14 protein-coding genes are annotated in these 20,585 nt (G+C 40.7%); 6 read left to right on the top strand and 8 right to left on the bottom strand.

The window, feature by feature from the left end; all coding sequences use genetic code 11:
* Nucleotides 1–3 precede the first annotated feature (3 nt).
* Complete coding sequence (locus AAGC65_RS09785) at nucleotides 4–867, bottom strand: AraC family transcriptional regulator (RefSeq protein ID WP_343112261.1); 864 nt, start codon at nucleotides 865–867, stop codon at nucleotides 4–6.
* 153 nt (nucleotides 868–1,020) lie between these two features.
* Here AAGC65_RS09785 and AAGC65_RS09780 point away from each other — a divergent pair, with 153 nt between their 5' ends.
* Nucleotides 1,021–1,392 carry a DMT family protein gene (locus tag AAGC65_RS09780; RefSeq protein WP_343112260.1) on the top strand — a complete coding sequence of 124 codons (372 nt, stop codon included), beginning with the start codon at nucleotides 1,021–1,023 and terminating at the stop codon, nucleotides 1,390–1,392.
* Nucleotides 1,393–1,399: 7 nt separating this feature from the next.
* Here AAGC65_RS09780 and AAGC65_RS09775 read toward each other — a convergent pair whose 3' ends face one another.
* Nucleotides 1,400–1,765 carry a response regulator gene (locus AAGC65_RS09775; protein WP_343112259.1) on the bottom strand — a complete coding sequence of 122 codons (366 nt, stop codon included), beginning with the start codon at nucleotides 1,763–1,765 and terminating at the stop codon, nucleotides 1,400–1,402.
* Between the two features lie 205 nt (nucleotides 1,766–1,970).
* On the opposite strand from AAGC65_RS09775, the gene glgX reads away from it, so the two are divergent.
* From glgX to treY, 3 genes are read left to right on the top strand one after another with little or no spacing between them, the layout of a single operon-like run.
* Nucleotides 1,971–4,118, top strand: coding sequence for a glycogen debranching protein GlgX (glgX, locus tag AAGC65_RS09770; protein WP_343112258.1), 2,148 nt, complete (start codon nucleotides 1,971–1,973; stop codon nucleotides 4,116–4,118).
* A complete protein-coding gene (gene treZ, locus AAGC65_RS09765; RefSeq protein WP_343112257.1) occupies nucleotides 4,096–5,934 on the top strand; it encodes a malto-oligosyltrehalose trehalohydrolase in 1,839 nt (612 codons plus the stop codon). Before glgX ends, treZ begins: the two co-directional genes overlap by 23 nt.
* Nucleotides 5,927–10,123, top strand: a complete 4,197-nt coding sequence (gene treY, locus AAGC65_RS09760; protein WP_343112256.1) for a malto-oligosyltrehalose synthase — start codon at nucleotides 5,927–5,929, stop codon at nucleotides 10,121–10,123. Before treZ ends, treY begins: the two co-directional genes overlap by 8 nt.
* A gap of 5 nt (nucleotides 10,124–10,128) precedes the next feature.
* Here the strand turns inward: treY and AAGC65_RS09755 are convergent, their stop codons facing one another.
* Nucleotides 10,129–11,211, bottom strand: a complete 1,083-nt coding sequence (locus tag AAGC65_RS09755; protein ID WP_343112255.1) for an L-dopachrome tautomerase-related protein — start codon at nucleotides 11,209–11,211, stop codon at nucleotides 10,129–10,131.
* 254 nt (nucleotides 11,212–11,465) lie between these two features.
* Nucleotides 11,466–12,083, bottom strand: coding sequence for a TetR/AcrR family transcriptional regulator (locus tag AAGC65_RS09750; protein ID WP_343112254.1), 618 nt, complete (start codon nucleotides 12,081–12,083; stop codon nucleotides 11,466–11,468).
* 164 nt (nucleotides 12,084–12,247) lie between these two features.
* On the opposite strand from AAGC65_RS09750, the gene AAGC65_RS09745 reads away from it, so the two are divergent.
* Nucleotides 12,248–13,366: a mechanosensitive ion channel domain-containing protein gene (locus AAGC65_RS09745; RefSeq protein WP_343112253.1), complete on the top strand. Its 1,119-nt coding sequence runs from the start codon at nucleotides 12,248–12,250 to the stop codon at nucleotides 13,364–13,366.
* On the opposite strand, the gene AAGC65_RS09740 is transcribed toward AAGC65_RS09745, so the two are convergent.
* Entirely contained in the window at nucleotides 13,363–13,848 is a 486-nt protein-coding gene (locus AAGC65_RS09740) for a DUF4126 family protein (RefSeq protein WP_343112252.1), read from the bottom strand. The genes AAGC65_RS09745 and AAGC65_RS09740 overlap by 4 nt on opposite strands.
* A gap of 114 nt (nucleotides 13,849–13,962) precedes the next feature.
* Between AAGC65_RS09740 and AAGC65_RS09735 the strand changes: the two genes are divergently transcribed.
* The gene (locus AAGC65_RS09735) at nucleotides 13,963–14,508 is read left to right on the top strand and encodes a hypothetical protein (protein ID WP_343112251.1); all 546 of its coding nucleotides are present in this window, start codon (nucleotides 13,963–13,965) and stop codon (nucleotides 14,506–14,508) included.
* A 62-nt stretch (nucleotides 14,509–14,570) separates the two neighbouring features.
* Here AAGC65_RS09735 and AAGC65_RS09730 read toward each other — a convergent pair whose 3' ends face one another.
* Genes AAGC65_RS09730 through AAGC65_RS09720 form a run of 3 tightly spaced genes read right to left on the bottom strand, consistent with a single transcriptional unit; the run spans nucleotide 14,571 to nucleotide 20,578 of the window.
* Nucleotides 14,571–17,987 (bottom strand): efflux RND transporter permease subunit, encoded by a 3,417-nt coding sequence (locus tag AAGC65_RS09730; RefSeq protein WP_343112250.1) that lies wholly within the window; start codon nucleotides 17,985–17,987, stop codon nucleotides 14,571–14,573.
* A 24-nt stretch (nucleotides 17,988–18,011) separates the two neighbouring features.
* Complete coding sequence (locus tag AAGC65_RS09725) at nucleotides 18,012–19,118, bottom strand: efflux RND transporter periplasmic adaptor subunit (protein ID WP_343112249.1); 1,107 nt, start codon at nucleotides 19,116–19,118, stop codon at nucleotides 18,012–18,014.
* 32 nt (nucleotides 19,119–19,150) lie between these two features.
* Complete coding sequence (locus AAGC65_RS09720) at nucleotides 19,151–20,578, bottom strand: TolC family protein (protein WP_343112248.1); 1,428 nt, start codon at nucleotides 20,576–20,578, stop codon at nucleotides 19,151–19,153.
* Nucleotides 20,579–20,585: the final 7 nt, after the last annotated feature.

The raw sequence follows: 20,585 nt of genomic DNA, 5'->3' as shown, positions 1-20,585 counted from the left end.
GAATCACATGCCAATATTTACAAAACGGTCGCGGTAATCATTAGGTGATATCAGGGTATTCTTTTTAAAAAAGTGGCTGAACTGATCGGGGGTGGAAAAGTTAAGGTGAAAAGCGATCTCTTTTACCGGTTTGGAAGAAAACTGCAATGATCTTTTTGCCTCGGCAATAAGCTGGCCATTAATAATATCCTTGGCGCCCCGGCCGCTGCAACGCCGGCACAAATCAGACAGTTTGCGGGCCGATATCCCTAACTGATTTGCAAAATCGGCCACCTCATGGGTGGTTTGATACTGGCTGCTCACCAATTCAATAAACCTGCGGTAAAGCTGGTTTTCATGGCTGTCATAACCGTTAATAAGCGATGCGTTTACATTAGCTATTTTGATCATGATGATCTTTAAATAGGCAGCCAATGCATCCAGTTTATTGGGGTAATCTTCCTTAATAAATTCTTGATAGAGTGTATTAAAAAGCACGTCCAATTCCACGTAATCAGCATTATTCAAAGGTAATTGCTGATTGGCCGATGCATTATTAAACAACACGGCTTTACAGTTACTTGCGCTGCCAGGTGCCTTTTCCCAAAAACAATCGCCAAAAGAAAGCTCATTACCATTAATACGTGTACCAGGGTGAAATCCATATAATTGCCCCTTGGCTATCAGCAAAAGTTCATTGCCTGCCAGATTAAACGAGGTATCGTCTGCCTGTAACGTCCCCCTCCCATCATTAACAATAAATATGCGGTGATAATTAGCCCGGCGAACCGACAAGGCATCAAAAGATCTGTCCGATAATTGATTAACGGAAAAAGAATCTTTTAATTCTTGGTCTACCTGTAACTGTAAAAAACTCTTATCGGCCATGATACTTGATAACAAATTTATTAAACTCTAATGGTTAAAGCATCATGATCATCTCAATTTTTAAATAAGTTGGTGTGATAATTAGTAAAAAATGGCTTGTATACAAAACATCTACAGCTTAAATTGCTTAACTCATCTGTCAGTTATTTATATATGAAAGGATTAAGAACAATTTTATTTTTAACCATATCCAATACCTTTATGACCTTTGCCTGGTATGGGCATTTAAAATTCAAGGAGTTTTCATGGGGTAAAAGCCTGGGCATTTTTTCAATAATTGTTATTAGCTGGGGCTTAGCTTTTTTTGAATACCTTTTTCAGGTACCGGCAAATGAAGGTGGATTTAAAGAGAATGGTGGCCCATTTACGCTTGTTCAGCTTAAAACAATACAGGAAGCTATAACCCTTATTGTTTTTATGTTATTCACCTTAACATTTTTTAAAGATGAAAAACTGGGATGGAATCACCTTGCCGGTTTCGGGCTTATTGTATTGGCGGTATTTGTGATCTTTAAAAAATGGTAGCTATCAACTAAACCAAATGCTTTAAATGCCGGTCAATGGCATCAATAAGTTCACCCATTTCAAAGGGCTTGCTTAAATAAGTATCCGCGCCGCATTGCTCGGCTATAGCAGCCACATTTACCCAGCCCGACATCAATATTACCGGTATATGCCTGGTCAGCGGATGGTCTTTAAGAGCCAGGCACAATTCACTGCCTAGGCCATCCTTTAGCCTGTTATCAACCAAAATCAGGTCGGGCATGCAAAGTATAACCCCTTTAATGGAATTTTTGTGGAACGACGCGGCAGTATCGTATCCCTCCTCTTTTAATATTAGCTGTATAGCTTCCAACAGATCAGCATCGTCTTCAACTATAAATATTTTCTTACTCATGGCTTGATGGTGTAGATATGTAAATCTACACATAATACAAATAAATTTCTAATTAATTTACTTTAATATTAATTAATTATTGATTGATATTTTTAGAGGGTCTAAATCAATCTTTTGAGCTACAAAATTCATCACATGCAAAACAATTCGTCCGAATTTCAATTTGAAATGTAGTGATAACAAAAATTGATTTACCTGAACACTTATGAAAATAACAACATATCCTGGCAAACCATTTCCCCTGGGTGCAACCTGGGACGGCGAGGGCGTAAACTTTACATTGTATTCTGAAAATGCTACTGGCGTAGAAATTTGTCTTTTTAACACGGCTAAAGACGAGGTAGAATCCTCGCGAATTGAAATAACCGAATGTTCAGATCTTACCTGGCATATCTATATACCCGGCCTGAAACCCGGGCAACTATATGGATTTCGTGTTCATGGCCCCTACGAGCCGGAAAATGGGCATCGTTTTAATGCCAACAAATTGCTTGTAGATCCATATGCGAAAGCTATTGCCGGTACGGTAAACTGGGATGATTCTTTGTTTGGTTACGAGGTTGGCAACCCGGATGAGGACCTCAGCTTTAGCGAAACAGACAATGCAGCTTTTGTGCCAAAATCAGTTGTAATTGATCATAACTTTGACTGGGAAAATGATAAGAGCCCTAAAGTAGCTTATTATAATTCTGTAATATATGAGGCTCATGTAAAAGGCTTTACCAAATTACATCCCGAAATACCGGAAGAGATCAGGGGTACCTATGCAGGTATAGGCCACCCTGTTACTATAGCTTACCTGAAAGATTTGGGCATTACCGCCATTGAGCTGATGCCGGTACATCATTTCCTGGCAGACAGGCACCTGATTGATAAAGGGCTTACCAATTACTGGGGGTATAATACTATAGGATTTTTTGCGCCAGATGCCCGTTACGCGTCGAGCGGTATACTTGGCGAACAGGTTATCGAATTTAAAAACATGGTTAAGGAGCTGCATAAGGCCGGTATTGAGGTGATACTTGATGTAGTATACAACCATACGGGCGAAGGCAGTCAGCTGGGGCCAACCTTATCATTCAGGGGTATTGATAACATATCCTATTATCGGCTTGCGGATGATAAAAGATTTTACATGGATTATACCGGTACAGGTAATACGCTTAACGCTAATTTACCCAATGTACTGCGCTTAATGATGGATAGCCTGCGTTATTGGATAACCGAGATGCATGTAGATGGTTTCCGGTTTGACCTTGCTGCCACGCTGGCCCGCGAACTGCATGAAGTGAACCGGCTGAGTGCCTTTTTTGATATTATTCACCAGGACCCTACCATATCGCAGGTAAAATTGATAGCTGAACCCTGGGATCTGGGCGAAGGCGGTTACCAGGTAGGTAAGTTTCCATCGGGTTGGGCTGAATGGAATGGCAAATACCGCGATAGCATACGCGATTACTGGAGCGGTACTGAAAGCATGTTGGCAGAATTTGCCGATCGTATTACCGGTAGCTCTGACTTGTATAAATCATACCGGAGACCATCGGCCAGTATCAATTTTATTACCGCGCATGACGGATTTACGCTGAATGACCTGGTAACCTACAACGAAAAGCACAACGAGGCCAATGGCGAGGATAATAATGATGGTGAAAGCCATAATCGCTCATGGAACTGCGGTATTGAAGGCCCAACTGATGATGAGGCCATTAATACATTACGCGAACGGCAAAAACGGAATTTTTTAACTACGCTTTTCCTCTCGCAAGGTGTACCCATGATGATTGCCGGCGACGAAATGAGCCGCACACAACAGGGTAATAATAACTCCTATTGCCAGGATAACGAAATATCATGGATCAACTGGGAAACGTTGGATAAGGATCTGCATGATTTTACCAGGAAACTGATAAAATTAAGAAAGGACCATGCCGCTTTTTCGCGCAAAAACTGGTTTAAAGGCGAAGCTGTAAAGGGCAATGGCATTGCAGATATAGCCTGGTTTTTACCCAATGGTTCTGAAATGACGGATGATAACTGGTCGCATGATTTTGCAAAATCAGTAGCTGTATTTTTAAACGGATTGGGTTTGCATAGTGTTAATGCCGAGGGGAATAAAATTGTTGACGATAGCTTTTATATCATTTTCAATGCACACGATCAGCCATTAGATTATAAACTCCCTAAAAGCCAATATGCACAAGACTGGGATCTGTTGATAGATACCTGCAAAAATCAGGCTGAGGAAGTTATTGGTCAATATAAAGCGGAAGATACGATACAGGTATCAGGCCGGTCGGTTGTATTACTTCAACACCAATTGATACATAATGGAGGCACTAAACATCAATAACAGATCAATAGGAATTAATTTTAATAGTGCCGGTATAGCTGAAATAAAGTTGTGGTCGCCCGGTGCAGAAACGGTATTGATCAAACTTAAAAACCAATCGCTTAGCTTGGCTAAGGACGAACACGGCTATTGGATACTAAATACCGATCAGGTTAAGCCTGGAGACCAGTATTGGTTTGAGGTAAACGGCAAAGCACTCCCCGATCCGGCTTCGCTTTTACAACCCGAAGGAGTTCACGGCCCCTCAGAAGCTTTTAATGTAAACTCCTTTAACTGGACTGACAACCAATGGCAAAACGTCCAGATTGCTGATTATATTTTTTACGAACTGCATACCGGCACCTTTACCCCGGGCGGTACATTTAAAGATATTGAGGACAAACTCGATTACTTGATTGACCTGGGTATCACCGCTATTGAAATTATGCCTGTGGCCCAGTTTCCCGGAGATAGAAACTGGGGTTACGATGGTGTTTTCCCTTTCGCTGTTCAAAATAGTTATGGAGGGCCGCAAAGCTTACAGCAATTGGTTAACAGTTGCCATAAAAAAGGTTTAGCCGTTGTTTTAGATGTAGTTTATAACCATTTTGGCCCTGAGGGTAATTACGTTGGTCAGTTTGGGCCTTATTTCACAGATAAATATCAAACTCCCTGGGGTAGCGCTATCAACTTTGACGATGCTGGCAGCGATGAGGTACGACGCTATTTTATCGAAAATGTATTGATGTGGTTTCGTGATTTTCATATCGATGCCTTGCGCATGGATGCGGTACACGCCATCAAGGATCTGAGCCCCAAACATATTTTACAGGAGATAAGTGAACGGGTTAATGACTTGATGCAGCAAAGCGGAAAAACCCATTATTTGATTGTAGAATGCGATCTGAACAATGCCCGCTTCATTACTCCAACTCATAAAGGGGGCTACGGCATGGATGGGCAATGGACAGATGAGTTTCACCACGCACTGCGGGTAACAGCCGGCGGCGAAAGAAACGGCTATTACACCGACTTTAACAGCATTGAAGATCTGGCTAATGCTTATCAGAATGCGTATGTATATCACGGTCAATACTCAGAGCAACGGCAAAAAACATTCGGTACATCAACCAAAGGAATAGCAGGAAAACGCTTTGTAGTGTTCTCTCAAAACCACGATCAGGTAGGTAACCGGATGCTGGGCGAACGGTCAAGCCAGCTGTTTAGTTTTGAAATGCAAAAGCTAATGGCGGCGGCGGTGATGATCAGCCCGTTTTTACCGCTACTTTTTATGGGTGAAGAAAGAAGTGAATCCAGCCCATTTCAGTTTTTTGTAAGCCATAGCGACGAAAAATTAATTGAGGCGGTAAGAAAAGGCCGTAAGGCGGAGTTTGCAGATTTCCATATGAACGGCGAAGCACCTGACCCGCAGGCTATAGAAACATTTAAGCGTTCTAAACTTAATTGGGACAATATCAATGAAACGCCTCATCAAACCATGCTGCAGTATTATAAAAACCTGATCAAGCTTCGCAAACATCAGCCTGCTTTAAAAACACTCCATCGTGAAAACATGAGCATTAAAGTTAATGCTGTTAACAATACGCTGATGCTGCAACGCTGGGCTGAGGGGCAGCAGCTGATCTGCTTTTTGAACTTTTCGTCGCAAAATCAAACGGAAATAGTTCCTGAGGGAATAAACCAATGGCAAAAGCTACTTGATTCTGCCGAACCTAAATGGAGCGGACCGCTTGCATCGTCTCCAATTATCAGTACCGGCGAGGAAGTAAAACTATGCCCTGAATCTGTTTTAATATATACGCAATATCATGCATAACCCGGTTGGTACTTATCGCCTGCAGTTTAATAAGGATTTTACCTTTAAACACCTTAAACGCATTATACCTTACTTAAAACGTTTGGGCGTAAGTACCGTATATGCCTCTCCTATTTTTGAAGCCACACCCGGAAGTACTCACGGGTATGATGTGGTAAATCCATTAAGTATAAACCCTGAAATTGGTACCCTGGAAGAGTTGGAAAGCATTAGTCAAATACTCAAAAAAAACAATATAAGCTGGCTTCAGGATATTGTACCTAACCATATGGCCTTTCATCAAAACAACCTTTGGCTGATGGATGTACTGGAGAAAGGGCAGCGTTCTGAATTTGCTGAGTTTTTTGATATTATCTGGTCGGCACCGGTATATAACGGCCGCTTAATGGTTCCGTTCTTAGGACTGTCCTTTGAGGAAGCTTTGAATGAAGGGCAAATAAAAATCACGTTCCGGGATAATCAGTTTTTGTTTACTTATGCAGATCAAAACTATCCACTAAACCTTCAGGCCTATATCACCATATTACAGATTGTAGAAACAAATCGCCCGCAGGTAATCAACCAGTTAATTGCTGAAGCCCAGGAACTGCACCAGGCTAATGATAACGAAACTTACAACATCCGGTTTGGCGAATTAAAGCAACAATTAAGTTCTTTACAAAAGCAAACCTTAACCAAACGCTATATACAGCAATGTATTGATCTGGTTAATGATCAACCAGAGCTCCTCCAAATCATATCTGATGAGCAATACTACCAGCTATGTCACTGGCAGGAAACCGAAAAACAGATCAATTACCGTCGTTTTTTTACGGTTAACGGATTGATATGCCTCAACATGCACATACCGGGGGTGTTTGATGAATGCCACAAGTTTATCAAAACACTTTTGGATAAGGGAATTATCCAAGGGCTTCGTTTAGATCATATTGATGGTTTATACGATCCAACTTCCTATCTGGAACGTTTGCGTGAGCTGGCCGGGCCTGAAACCTACATCGTAGTTGAAAAGATACTGGAAGATGGTGAACACTTTCCTGAAAACTGGCCGGTTCAGGGTAGCACCGGATATGATTTTTTGGCGATCGTGAATAACCTTTTCACCCAAACAGAAAGTAAAAAATTATTCGCCGATTTTTACAAGGATATTGTTACCGATCAAACATCTATATCCCAGGCTATATTAAAAAAGAAATCGCTGATATTATACCAGCACATGGCCGGCGAGTTGGAAAACCTTTATCAATTGTTTCATGATCTGGAACTTACAGATAATACAAAGGTTAACTCAGCAGATATAAAAACCATAATCGCTGAGTTTTTAATCAGGTGTCCGGTATACCGATATTATGGTAATCAGGAACCTTTATCCCAGTACGAACAACAAGCGCTTCAATCTATTTTTAAAAGCATCCGGGAGGCACAGCCTAACTTAGCTGATGTTGTCGAGCTAATAGAAAACATTTTTATACAGGATAATCAATCTGCAGACTATGCGAAGCGCTCCATAAGTTTTTACATGCGGTGCATGCAGTTTACGGGGCCGCTCATGGCTAAAGGTGTGGAGGATACCCTGATGTATACTTACGACCGCTTTATTGGCCACAACGAAGTTGGCGATACACCAAAAACCTTTGGTCTACCTGCAGGCCAATTTCATGAGCACATGCAAAACAGGCAGCAACAATGGCCATTAGCCATGAATACAACTGCCACTCATGATACCAAGCGCGGCGAGGGAACCCGTGCCCGGCTCAATGTACTTACCGATATAGCTACCAAATGGATCAGTACGGTTAAACACTGGCAAAAGATCAACGGCAAACATAAAACCAATGGCGTTCCTGATGCCAATGATGAATACCTGATCTATCAAACCATTATAAGCAGCTACCCCATGCCCGGTGAAAAGGATGATTTCCATCAGCGAATGGAAGATTATCTGATCAAAGGTCTGCGCGAAGCGAAACTACATACCCAATGGGCAGAACCTAATGAAGCCTACGAAGAAAGTTGTAAAAAATTTGTAAACGCTTTGCTAAAACCTCAAAGCGACTTTATGAAAAACTTTAAGCAATTACAGCCAACCGTTGCCGATCATGGTATCATCAACGCGCTATCGCAAACTTTATTGAAATTTACCTGTCCGGGCATTCCCGATGTTTACCAGGGTACGGAGTTTTTCGACCTGAGCATGGTTGATCCGGATAATCGTAGGCTGGTTGATTATGATACACGAGCTAATAATTTAGATACGCTGCTATCTTCAAATATAAATTCAATAGCACCGCTTTGGGCCGACCGTTATAACGCCAATATTAAACTTTGGCTTACGCAGCTGCTTTTTAATGAACGTAAAACCAACGCGGAAACATTTGAAAAAGGCAATTATATTCCGCTCACGGTTAAAGGAAAATACAAAGATCATGTATTGGCTTATGCCCGCTGTTACCGGCGCAACTGGTATATTGTAGCCATACCATTACATTTGGCGCAAATTAATACCGATAGCGACAAACCCAATGCAATTGACTGGGGAAATACCAGGATCATATTACCTGACGATGCACCTTTAAAATGGAATAATCTGTTAAGCGGTGCAAAGTCTGCCGATATGGAGCATATTTCGGTCAGCTATATTTTTAAAGATTTTCCGCTGGCTTTGCTCAAATCTTCGGCCGAAGATAATGAACGTGGGGCCGGCATCCTGATGCATATCACCTCCCTGCCATCGGCCTTTGGCATTGGCGATATGGGCCCTGAAGCACGCAAATTTGTAGATTTCTTATACAGAAACCGGCAAAAATACTGGCAAATGCTGCCTTTTAATCCGGTAGAAGAGGCCAATGGATACTCTCCTTATAGTTCAAGATCAAGCATGGCCGCTAATGTACTATTCATCAGTCCGGAAGAATTGGTTAATGATGGATTACTGCGTGCCGAAGAACTGGAAAAGCATAAACTGATACATGACCAACGCGCTGATCATAAAGAAGCTATTGCCATCCGCAAAATCGTATTAGGCACAGCTTACCGCCGTTTTCAGGAATCAAGTGTCGAAGATTTGAAAACCCCCTTTACCCATTTTAAACAACAAGAGGCATTTTGGCTGGATGATTTTGCCATCTATGAAGTGATTAAAACCGATCAAAACGGGAAGCCCTGGTATCAATGGCCTGAGGCATATAAAAACCGGGAAAGTAATACGCTGCAAACATTTATAGATAAAAAAGCCACCGACTTAGATAACATTAAATGGCAGCAGTGGCTTTTCAGCAAACAATGGAAGGCATTAAAAACCTATGCTAATAACTATGGAATAAAACTTTATGGTGATATCCCCTTTTATGTAAGCTATGATTCTGTAGATGTATGGGCCAACCCTCAAATTTTCAAATTAGATGACAATGGTCAAATGACATCCGTTGCCGGGGTACCACCCGATTATTTTAACGCCAACGGCCAGCTTTGGGGTATGCCCATTTTTAATTGGGATGCGTTAAAAGCATCTGGTTACCAATGGTGGCTTAATCGTATGCGCCGCAATATGGAATATTTTGATCTGCTCCGTTTAGACCACTTCAGGGCGTTTAGCAAATATTGGGAAGTAGCCGCGGGCGAAACCACGGCCATTAACGGAAGCTGGCAACCCGGCCCTGGCGCTGATTTTTTTAAAACCGTTAAAACTGAACTGGGCAGCCTGCCGTTTGTAGCCGAAGATCTGGGTGAAATAACTCCTGATGTATATCAACTACGAGACCAATTTAATTTACCCGGTATGCGTGTATTGCAATTCGCGTTTGGTGATGATATGCCGGCATCTGTTCATATACCATATAACCACATACCTAATGCTGTGGCTTATACCGGCACACATGATAATAATACCATACAAGGCTGGTACAGCCATGATGCCAGCAAGGAAGATCGTAAACGATTAAAAACTTACATTGGCGGTAAAGTAAAAGCAAAGCATATTCATGAAAAATTAGCCGAATTATGCTTTAACTCTGTGGCAGCTATTGCCATTATACCTATTCAAGATATTTTAGGTTTGGATGAAACTAACCGCATGAATATCCCCTCATCTACCGACGGTAATTGGAACTGGCGCTTACCTCCTGATGCTATTACTTTTGAAATTGAAAAGTGGTTGTTAAAACAAATGAAGCTTTTTAACCGCCTGTAAAAAGCTTAAGGAGTTGGCAGCTTCACTTTATAAACCCGGAAGGGATAATCCACCTTATCCTGTCCATTATTAAATTTAGGCAGGCGGTTTAATTGCGAACTGCTCAGGTACAGGAATCCGTCATTACCAATCCCGAACGAGTCTGGCCAGCTCAGGCGCTCATCTTTTACCAGGAAATGCACTTTTCTGTCGGGCGTAACATATTGTATAGCATGGTTAGGCGAATTGCTGAGGTATATATTGCCTCTATTATCAGCTATCATACCATGACATATGCCAGTTTCGGCCACAAGCTCTACCTTAGCAGCAAGTTCCTGATCAGACAGCGCCGCATCTGCCAGGTAAATTGTTGCTATACGGTATAATTTAGTTTGATTGATAGCTCTGAAATAAAAATATTTATTATCGGCCGTTAAGGCGATCCCGTTTACATTTGATACAAACGGGTTGCCCTGATCATCAACCACATCTTTACCATCCAAATTCAGCTTTAAACCCGGCTGAACAACGGTCGATCTATCGTCCTTTAAAACTACTCTACTTTTACCCGTTTTAAGATCAAGAACTACCAAAGCATGCTGGCCAGGGTCTGACAGATAGGCCAATTGCTTATCATTATCAATACACATATCGTTCAGCGCACTTTTGCTTTTATCAATATCGTTAAAAGTGTATACATGCTCTACTTTATTATCAGCAAGGTTTATTTTTACCAATTTAAATTTACTGTCGGCATTTCCCATTGGCTTTGAATCCAATACCCAAAGGCAATTTTTATTATCAGCATACAAATCCTGCACATTTACAAAATGGGAACCGTCTCGCCCGGGAGTGAACTTATTCCATTCCTCATCAGGAAAAGGTTTCCGCTTATCATTAACAATTTCGGTCAAGGCATATAAAAACGGTTCCCGGTGCGGGAAAGAAACAAACAGCCGGTTTGTAGCCTGACTTACAGCAACGCCTATAGGCTGATTTTTGCCAAAACTGGCTACCTCAATTAACTTATTAGTTGTTTGTGACATAGCAGGGTTTATGCTTACCATCATCATGGCAATGATCAGTAATTTATTAGCTACAGGCTTCATATACATATATACCAATAAATCTGTATTCGGTTTGAAATAAAGAGGTTATAACATAAAAAAAGCAGAATGAAGATCCTTCATTCTGCCAAATCACTCTAAAACAATCACCTCTATATTAAATAGGAGTTTCCTTAAAAAATTCATAGGATACATTAAATCCCGTTAAATTATTTGCAGGCTCAAATGTAACTATAATATTACAGCTTAATACTGATTATCAACTTTTTGACTAATGACTGACTATATCTGAGCCATTAATACATCAAGCCTTTTATGAAAATATCAATCAATAAAAGTTTTTTATCATGTATCTCTTCCAAATGCTCTTTACGTGGAAAATTGGTTTTCTTTTGAGAGAGTGCTCCTACCCTTATTCCGTGCAGTGCATCAAGCAGCAGGTCAACCAATTCATCGGGGTTATCTACGGGTTTGATAGAACCTCGCTCAATTTCGGTTTTAACAGCTTTACTCAACAAAGCCAATTCGGCGGAGTGAACCTGATTTACAATTTCCCATATGGTATCAGGAAGGTTTTGCTCATTAAGCCTGAAAAAATCAAAGAAATTATAATTGCTTACAATAAAATCGTGGTGAATATTGGTCTGAAAAACAAAGGCTTCTTTAAGATTTTTAAAAGTATCTAAATGATCTTCTAAAACTTTCAGATAATCATTTGATAGTTTGCGCATTACCGCGATATACAGTTGACTTTTATCAGGAAAATAATAATATAGCAAAGCCTTTGACATAGATAAATCGCCGGCAATTTCATTCATGGTAGTTTTTGAATAACCATAATGTAAAAACCGTTGGTGAGAGGCCTCTAAAATTTTCTCTCTTTTTATATCCTGATGGTCATTGCCTGCAGCCATTGCTATTAATTATATAAACTATTCAAAGTCAAATTCCTGACTTTTTTAACAAAACTATCAAAAAATCTATTAATATATGTATCAACATGCTTCACATCGGTAATTCCCAAAACAATTTTACATTCCTACTATTTTTAGATATAGAATTATATAAAATATATACCATGAATATTGAAAATAAGTTACCAGCCAACCTGCTTGAATTTGCCAACCACCTTCCTGCCATAGTTTGGAATCTGATGATTGCCATCAGCGCGATCCTGGCAGGGCTCATTATTAAATTCATTATTACACAACTTTTTAAGCTTTATGCTAAAAAAGAAACCTCTTATTCATTTTTCAGGTCGGTAATAGTTAACCTTGGCAGGGCTATTACTTATTTTATTCCGCTGTTTTTATTAAACCTGTTTATCCCATTTATGCGCATGAGCAAGGCGTTCCAGACGCCGCTTGATAAAACCGTTGAAATTCTATTGACCATTTCCTTTGCAGGCATTCTGGTGCGATCTATCCGGATACTGGAAGATTACATCTATCATACCTACGACCTCAGCAAAACCGATAATTTAAAGGAACGAAAAATACGTACCCAAATTCAGTTCTTGCGCAAGCTATTAGTAGTGATCATTGTTTTTGTAACCGTAGCCATTATTCTGCTCAGTTTTGAAAGTATGCGCAAAATAGGCACCGGGCTATTGACAGGTGTAGGTATTGGCGGTATTATTGTTGGATTTGCCGCTCAAAACTCATTGGGTAATCTGCTTGCCGGTTTCCAGATAGCGTTTACCCAGCCTATACGCATTGATGATGTGTTGGTAGTTGAAGGCGAATGGGGACGGGTTGAAGAAATTACGCTTACTTATGTGGTTTTAAAAATATGGGACGAACGCCGGCTTATTTTACCGATTAATTATTTTATCCAGAAACCATTTCAAAACTGGACACGCACATCAGCCGATATTCTGGGTACCGTATTTTTATATATGGATCATACCATCCCTATTGATGAGATCAGGAACGAATTTGAACGCCTGATAGTAAAATCACCACTATGGGATAAGCGGGTAAAAGTTGTACAGGTGACAGACGTAAAAGAACACACCATCGAGATTCGTGTACTCATGAGCGCGGCTACTTCATCAAATGCTTTTGATCTGCGTTGCTATATCCGTGAAAACCTGATCACCTACATACAGCAAAACTATCCGGGTAGTTTGCCAAGAACACGGAATGAGGTAAGTAACCTTGAAAAATACATACAACCTAAATTACAGGAGAGTTAAGAAAGGTTGGCCAACCCTATTCCGCTGCCTATTACCAGCGCGTCTTCAACAGCGCCAATTAAAGGGTCAATGATATGGCTGGTTTTCACTGCGCTTTTACGCAGAAAGAAACTGCCATAAGTTGATGCACAGGCAGCTGTACCACCTAATAAAGCACCTATAATGGCATTATTGCCGGTTGCTTTGTAAATACTTGCACCGGCCATCGCTCCCGAAAGTATACGAAACCCAATTGCCGCGGGTTTAATGCGGTTTGGTGCGGAGGGCAGCTTATCACCTACAATTTCGCCCAGGGCCAAAGCTTTGAGGGCTACAGCAACATTTTTTGATTGCATGAACTCTAAAGGCGAATGTTCCAGATTTTTTGATTGATGACGGCTTAATATATGACTGGTTATAGTTGGGGCAGAGGTTGAACGCATTCCGGCAAGTGTACCCAAACCGATAACCTGCCAAAAGGGTTTTGATATTTTTAATTGCATAGTTTTTTACAGCTTTTGTTAGTAGAACTGCGATATCCGGATTATGTTTCTGATTAAAAATATAAATCAATAGGTAAATTCTATTGTTATGATTATATACCAACCATCAAAACTATGAAACTACATGAAAATAATGTTTTAGGCGAATTGGGAGGCGCAATTGGAAAAGGCTTGCTTTCCGGTCTTGCAGCTACGGCAGCCATGACCTTATCGCAAATAATAGAAATGAGGATAACTAAACGTAAACCAAGCGAGGCAACAATTAAAGTTGCCGGAAAAATAACCGGTATAAAGCCAAAGTCAGATGCTGATAAACCTAAACTATCCCAGGAAATACATTGGTCGTACGGAACGGTTTGGGGTATTTCACGTGGCTTAATATCGCTTACAGGCCTAAAAGGTTGGCCAGCTACCTTGGTTCATTTCGCGGCTGTTTGGGGTACCGCCATGGTTATGCTACCTAAATTTGACGCTGCCCCTCCGGTAACCGAAGAAAAGCCACAGGCTATTGCCATTGATGGCTTACATCACGCTGTTTATGCGGTTACGGCCGGCTTGGTTTTCGAGGCACTTGATGCAGGTGGCAAACATGAACGTAAGTTTGATAAACTGGTTAAACAATTGCGCCTGAAAGGATTGATTAACCGGATAAAATTTTAGATACTGATAAACGCAAAGAAGCCGTACCCTTTGTAGAGTACGGCTTCTTTATAAAATGAGAATTATACAGTTTCAGTTTCCAGCACTTCTTTATGCTCCGCTTCCTTTTTACCAAAAAGTTTGGTTTTTAAGTTATAGCGAATGATGTACATACACGGCACCAGTATCAGGGTAATAATAGTAGCAAACCCAAGACCAAATATCATTGTCCAGGCTAATGGGCCCCAGAATGCTACGTTATCTCCACCAAAGTGAATATGCGGTTCAAAGTGCGTAAATAGCCCCACAAAATCAATATTAAAACCTACGGCTAGTGGTATTAAACCCAATATAGCGGCAGTAGCGGTTAATAATACCGGCGTCATACGGGTATGGCCTGCTTCTACCACTGCATCATGCAGGTTAGCGCCTTGTTCAATCAGCATGTCGGTAAACTCAACCAGTAATATACCATTACGCACCACAACACCCGCCAGGGCTATGATACCCACCCCGGTCATTACGATTGACATGGTCATGCCGAAAATACTTACGCCGAGTAACACACCAATGATACTAAAGAATATCTCGCTGATGATGATAAATGTTTTACCAATCGAGTTAAACTGGATCATCAAGATGATCAGGATTAAACCGAATGAAGTAGCTAATGCGCCTAACAGGAAGTTCATGGCCTCCATCTGATCTTCCTGACCACCACCCTGCCTGATGATCACATTATCGGGCTTTTTAAAGTTGTTAATGGCTTGCAATATATTGGCGTTCACTTCATTGGCATTAAACGGTTTTATGACGTTTGAGCCTAAAGTAAGCACACGTCTTTGTTGCTTGCGCTTAATATTACTGTAGGTATTAGTATAGCGTACATCTGTAAAGGCCGAAATAGGAACCTGCCGTATAGCCCCGCCTGTAGCCAAATCACGATAGGTAATTTTTATGTTCTTCAATTCATCCAGATTACTGCGCTGGCTTTCCAGGGCGCGTACCTTGATCTGATAGTCGTCTTCTTTGGTATTTCTGAAATCGGCTGCTTTTGCACCAAATACTGCCGTAGCTAATGACTGGCTGATTTGCGATGTTGAGATCCCCTCTCTGTTGGCACGCTCACGGTCAATATCAAATACAATTTCCGGTTTGTCGCTTTGTACGTCGGCAATAAGGCCTTCAATACCTGCTATATTTTGTTTTGCTATATAGTTTTTTAAACGGTTACCGGTTGCTACCAGCGTATCCAGGTTATCACCAATGATTTCGATACTGATATCCTTTTGTACCGGTGGACCGCTGTTTTCCTGGGCTACAGCAATTTTAGCGCCCGGGATGCCTTGTACAGCCTTCCGGATATTAGCCAAAACAACTTTGGTGTCTTTCCCGTTACGCTTGCCGAACTCCACAAAGGCAACAGTTACCTTACCTTTGTTTTCATAATCGCCTTGGTCTTCATCAGTTGGATCTGTAACCCCTTTGGTAACGTTTGATATTACTGATGATACGATATCTTTATCGGGTTCAACCACTTCGGCTACACGTTTCTCAACCTTTTTGGTGATCTCGTTGGTATAGGCCTGATCGGTACCGATAGGCATGGTCAAATACACATACACAAAGTTTGGATCGCCCGAAGGGAAAAACTCAACTTTTGGCGACCGGGCCATCATGAATACAATGGTCAGGAAAAACAATACAATAGTATCCAGCAATATAACTATTGGGCGACGTACAGCTTTTTCCAGCACCCGTGCATACCAGTTCTGAAATTTAGGCCAGGCATTTTTCTGAAACCGGTCTATCACCCGCAATAAAAAGAAATGATTCAACAGGTAAAGCACAATGATCAACACCATAAAGTTGCCTAAACCCTTATTCATTAAATAAGCTATAACTGTAGCTATGCCCAGGTATAATAATGAACGTTTGGTAGAGCGGTCAAATTTCGGGTTATCGTGTTCGCCATCATGATGTGGTTTCATAAAATCAACCGCGAAAACGGGGTTAATAATATAAGCCACCACTAACGATGCCAGCAAGGTGATGATCAGCGTGATGGGCAGGAAGAACATAAAGTGCCCGATCAAACTGTTCCAGAATGCCAGCGGAACAAAGGGAGCCAGCGTAGTCATGGTACCTGAAAATACCGGAAGAAACACCTCTCCTGCAGCCATTTTGGCCGCTTGCTTAATAGGAACCTTGCCATTAGCAAAAATACGGTGCGTGTTCTCAATCACCACAATGGCATCATCCACCACAATACCCAAAGCCAGCAGGAAGGAGAACAGTACGATCATGTTCAGCGTAAAGCCAATGGCCGGCATCACCAGGAATGCTATAAAACACGATAACGGCACCGAAAGCGCCACGAATATGGCGTTGGTGGTACCCATAAAAAACATCAGAATAACCGTTACCAGGATAAAGCCAATGATGATTGTATTGATGAGGTCATTGAGGGTAGTACGTGTTTTGTCTGACTGATCGCCGGTTACTACGATGTCAAGGCCTTTCGGGAATACTGTTTTTTGTTTAACCTTGATAAGCTCGTTGATCTTGTCTGATGCTTCGATCAGGTTTTCACCGGCGCGTTTACTTACGTTGAGGGTGATTACATTTTTAAAGTTAGGATTATCGTTGGTTTTTAACCTTGCGTAACTCTCCTGCTCCAAAAATGAATCTTTAATTTCGGCAATATCCCTTAAATAAACCGCCTGACCTTTTGGGTTACGGATAGCCATAGCGGCTACTTCATCGGCGTTTTTAAAATCCTTTTTAATATCAATGCTCCTGCGTATGCCATCGGTTTTTACGGTACCAGCTGATGTCAAGATGTTCTCGTTACCTACAGCCTGAATAATGTCATTAAAGCTTACCTGTGCCGCAGCCATTTTATTCAGATCAACGTTGATCTGAATTTCGGGCGTTAAGGCACCTACTTCGTCTACCTTTGATATCTCTTTATAGCTTTCGATTTCATCCTTCAAAATATCAGCATACTCCTTCAATTTTTTCAGATCGTAATTACCTGAAATGTTGATATACAGAATAGGCAGATCGGCAACGTTAATATCTGATATTACCGATTCTTTCAGATTATTATCATTTTGTGGTAGATCCTGTTTGGCCTTATCAACCGCGTCTTTTACATCAATCTTAGCATCCTTGATGTCAATATTGGCATTAAACTCTGCCGTAATGATAGATACGTTTTGAACTGAGTTAGAGGTTACCTTTTTCAATCCCTTTAACGATTTCAATTGTTTCTCTATTTGCCGGGTAACCAGATTCTCGATATTTTGAGGCGACTGCCCCGCAAAGGTTGTAGTCACAAATACCTTTGACTGCGCTATATCCGGAAAGTTTTCTTTTGGCAGGTTATTATAACTGATAAGCCCCAGCACCGACACCAAAAATATGAGCACATATATGGCTGTCTTATTATCAATGGCCCAGCTTGAGGGCCCAAATTCTTTGTTCAGATCTTTCATAATTAACAGATCAAGCGTTAATAATTATTTAGCAGACTGTAAAACCTTGATTTTGTCGCCATCCTCAATTTCGGTAGCACCTTCGGTAACCAGTTCATCACCATTTTTCAGTCCCGATAATATTTCGGTATTACCGGCATAAGTAGTGCCCGATTTTACATTAACCTTTTTAGCCGTTCCGTTTTGATTAACATATACATAATCACCATTTTCTGATTTTAAAATGGCCTTAACCGGCACTACAATCGTATTTGGTTTGCTGTAATTAGCTATTTGAATAATAGCGGTCATGTTGGGGCGCAGGCTTTTACGATCCGGTAACCTTATTTCAACACCGAAGCTGCGCGATGTAGGGTCGATAACCTTGGCCGCGAAAGTAACCTTGGTAACCAGTGAATCTTTAGCATCGGGAACCAATATTTTCACCTCATTACCTGTATTTACGCTGCCTGAGTACGATTCAGGCACATCGGCCTTTACCTTTAAAATATCGGCATTAACCACCCGTATACCAGTTTGTCCCGGGCTTGCAACCTGGCCCAATTTCAAATCCATTTGGTCAACAGTTCCGCTAATTGGCGATACGATGCGATACATGTTTGCCTGCTGCTTTAAAGACGATAATGCTTTTTTACTGCTTTGCAGATTTGTTTGAGCTTGCAGAAACTGCACCTCAGTGCCTATTTTCTGATCCCAAAGGTTTTTCTGGCGCTGGAATAACTGATCATTTAAATCAACCTGAGCCTCACTTTGAGCTATATTTTGCAGTAATACCTTATTATCAAGCTGTGCAAGCACCTGCCCTTTACTTACATGCTGACCTACTTTTGCATAAAGCGCTGTAATAGTAGCCTGCATTTGCGGATAGGCGATCACGTTATCCTGCGCATCAATTTTACCTTGTAACTGCACATAATTGGTAAACTGTGCAGGTTTTATATCAATTGTACTTACATCTGTCGATTTAGTAGAATCTGATGAACCTACCTCGGCCTGTAACTTAGTGATCTTTGAATTCAGATCGGCTTGTTGTTTTTTCAGCTCAGCGAGCTCCGTAGCTTTATCTTTAGGTTGTTTATTTGAACAAGCTGCAAAAAAAATGAAAGCCGGTATGTATAATATTTTTTTCATGAGTGTTTCTATGTTGAAGGTTTGGTAATTGTTTATTTAATGCGGCCGTATGCCTGATCAAGATCAACTTTACTTACAAGGGCATCATATAAACCCTGTATATATTTGTTATCAGCATCCTCCAGCCCGGTTTGAGCTTGTGTTACCTCAATGCTTGACCCTACTCCCTGCTGATACTTAACTTTGGCTACATGTAAAACTTCCTGTGCCAATGTTTGATTACGCTTTTGATTATTGAGTGATTGTAAACCATTTACATAATTTATACGTGCCTGACTGGCTTGTAAACTCAACTGATTTTTAAGGTTATACAGGTCGTTTTTTGATTTCAACACAGTAATTTGTGATTGCCTTACCTGATTTATACGCTGGCCTCCGCTAAAAATCGGTACGTTTAAACTTATACCAAAATATGTTGACGGATAGCTTGTATTATACAACTTACTAAAGCTGTTATCCTGAAAAGCAATTGCAGTATTTCCAATTAGTGATAATGAAGGTAAAAAAGCCGATTTTCTTCTTTTCAGATCGAGCTCATTTAACTTTACATTTGTTTCTGACAAACTATATTCAATGCGTTTATGATAAAATGATGTGTCAGACGCTGTATCTTCATCAACCGGGTTATTCTCGATATTGATATCTTCCAGCTTATCCTTTAATGTCAGGTTTTCATTAACCGGCATTCCCATCTGAAATTTTAACATCTGGTAATTCAATACAAGTAACCTTACAACGTTTTCACGATTGGTAACCAGGTTATTATATTGAACAGAGATCCGGTCAACATCAATTTTCTCAACAAAACCCTGTTTATTTTGAGCAACGGTTTGATCGACTTGTTGTTTGAGCTGCGCAATATTAGCATCTAATAATTTAATCTGCCTGTCGCTTACCAAAACCTGATAATACGCTTTAGTAACAGCTACATTAGCATCAATTTTACTCCTTGTTAAACTTTTTTGAGATAGTTCCTTGTAAGTTCTGGATGCCTTGAAGCCTACCAGATAGCTCCCGTCAAATAATATTTGATTTAAAGTAATACCCAAGTTGGTATTATACTTTTGCTGCAAACTAACTGACTGATAACCGCCCGCGCCATCCGGTATTTTTGTAATAGTTTGATTATTACCATCTTTTACTTTTTCATCAATTAAAGTCTGGTAAACAGCCGGAGTAATAAAATTAGGAAAAAGTATTTGCGGAATTTTTAAGTAATCCTGAAACGACGCGGTGCCGTTTATTTGCGGCAAGCCAATTCCTGTGGTTTCTTTAACTTTATATTCTGCGCTTTTAACATCTAAACCTGCATTCGCTACTGATGATTGATGTTCATAAGCATAATTGATACAATCCTGAATACTAAAATTATACGTTTGGTTATTGGGTGGGGCATCCTGCCCATAACTTTTAAAAGTTACAGCACAAAATACGGCAGCCGTAAAAAGTAGATATTTCATTATATAT

Source organism: Mucilaginibacter sp., from assembly GCF_039207105.1.
Taxonomy (GTDB): domain Bacteria; phylum Bacteroidota; class Bacteroidia; order Sphingobacteriales; family Sphingobacteriaceae; genus Mucilaginibacter.
The sequence above is the reverse complement of the archived record's forward strand: the minus strand, read 5'-3'. Positions and strand labels throughout refer to the sequence as shown.

Bases quoted from the DNA above. Each gene is read 5' to 3' on its own strand.
- AAGC65_RS09785 (WP_343112261.1), bottom strand. From the start codon at position 867: ATGGCCGATAAGAGTTTTTTACAGTTACAGGTAGACCAAGAATTAAAA.
- AAGC65_RS09780 (WP_343112260.1), top strand. From the start codon at position 1,021: ATGAAAGGATTAAGAACAATTTTATTTTTAACCATATCCAATACCTTT.
- AAGC65_RS09775 (WP_343112259.1), bottom strand. From the start codon at position 1,765: ATGAGTAAGAAAATATTTATAGTTGAAGACGATGCTGATCTGTTGGAA.
- glgX (WP_343112258.1), top strand. From the start codon at position 1,971: ATGAAAATAACAACATATCCTGGCAAACCATTTCCCCTGGGTGCAACC.
- treZ (WP_343112257.1), top strand. From the start codon at position 4,096: ATGGAGGCACTAAACATCAATAACAGATCAATAGGAATTAATTTTAAT.
- treY (WP_343112256.1), top strand. From the start codon at position 5,927: ATGCATAACCCGGTTGGTACTTATCGCCTGCAGTTTAATAAGGATTTT.
- AAGC65_RS09755 (WP_343112255.1), bottom strand. From the start codon at position 11,211: ATGAAGCCTGTAGCTAATAAATTACTGATCATTGCCATGATGATGGTA.
- AAGC65_RS09750 (WP_343112254.1), bottom strand. From the start codon at position 12,083: ATGGCTGCAGGCAATGACCATCAGGATATAAAAAGAGAGAAAATTTTA.
- AAGC65_RS09745 (WP_343112253.1), top strand. From the start codon at position 12,248: ATGAATATTGAAAATAAGTTACCAGCCAACCTGCTTGAATTTGCCAAC.
- AAGC65_RS09740 (WP_343112252.1), bottom strand. From the start codon at position 13,848: ATGCAATTAAAAATATCAAAACCCTTTTGGCAGGTTATCGGTTTGGGT.
- AAGC65_RS09735 (WP_343112251.1), top strand. From the start codon at position 13,963: ATGAAACTACATGAAAATAATGTTTTAGGCGAATTGGGAGGCGCAATT.
- AAGC65_RS09730 (WP_343112250.1), bottom strand. From the start codon at position 17,987: ATGAAAGATCTGAACAAAGAATTTGGGCCCTCAAGCTGGGCCATTGAT.
- AAGC65_RS09725 (WP_343112249.1), bottom strand. From the start codon at position 19,118: ATGAAAAAAATATTATACATACCGGCTTTCATTTTTTTTGCAGCTTGT.
- AAGC65_RS09720 (WP_343112248.1), bottom strand. From the start codon at position 20,578: ATGAAATATCTACTTTTTACGGCTGCCGTATTTTGTGCTGTAACTTTT.